Annotated in this window: 1 protein-coding gene; it reads left to right on the forward strand. The window is 71.8% G+C overall.

Annotated elements, in window-relative coordinates:
- Nucleotides 1-190 precede the first annotated feature (190 nt).
- On the forward strand, nt 191-811 hold a 621-nt coding region (locus AC07N1_RS25235; protein WP_494674286.1), incomplete at its 3' end, for an IS110 family transposase.

Consider the following 811-nt stretch of genomic DNA (forward strand, 5'->3'; position numbering starts at 1 on the left):
GCCCAGTCCCCTGGGTCCCTGTGTATTGCGATAGGTGTCGAGCGCGAGCTTGATGGTTGGCGGGCGCAGCTCGTTGGGTCCCTGGCCTTGAGGCCGAGATTCCGGCAAGGGCGCGTCCGCCAGTCAGCTTTTCCGAACAGTCGCACGGGCGGGACGCCAGGCGTTCGAGCCCGAACACAGGAGCGGAGCCATGACGCATGCGTGCGCGGCCGGCGTGGATGTCGGGCGTGATTGGCTGGACGTGGGCCTGGCCCCGTCCGGCAAGGTGTTTCGGTTGGCCAACGCGCCCGCGGGCGTCGCCGCGCTGGTGGCGAGGTTGCAGCAGGAGGGCGTGGCCAAGGTGGTGCTGGAGTCGATCGGGACCTACGGCGCGCGCCTGGTGCGCGGCCTGGCCCAGGCCGGCTTCGAGGTCGGGGTGGTCGATCCCAAGCGGATCGCGGCCCTGCGGACGGCCGAAGGACGGCGGGCCAAGACCGACAGGCTGGACGCGGGGCTGATCGCGCGGTTTGCTCTGCTGATGCAGGACGCCGCCCGACCCGTTCCCAGCGCCAGGGCCTTCGAGATCCGGGCCTTGTCGACCCGCCGCCGCCAGCTGGTGGAGATGGCGGCCATGGAGAAGACCCGGCTCAAGCAGACCCTCGACGAGGCCGTCGCCGACAGCTGTCGCCGGGCGATCGCCTGGCTGGCCCAGGAGCGCGCCCAGACCGAGGCCAGGCTTCAGGCCCTGATCCTGGAGGCTCACGACGGCCCGGCCCGCCAGGCCCTGTTGCAGACCATCCCCGGCGTCGGCCCGGCCGTCAGCATGACCCTG

Source organism: Caulobacter sp. GW821-FHT09B11 (assembly GCF_059418205.1).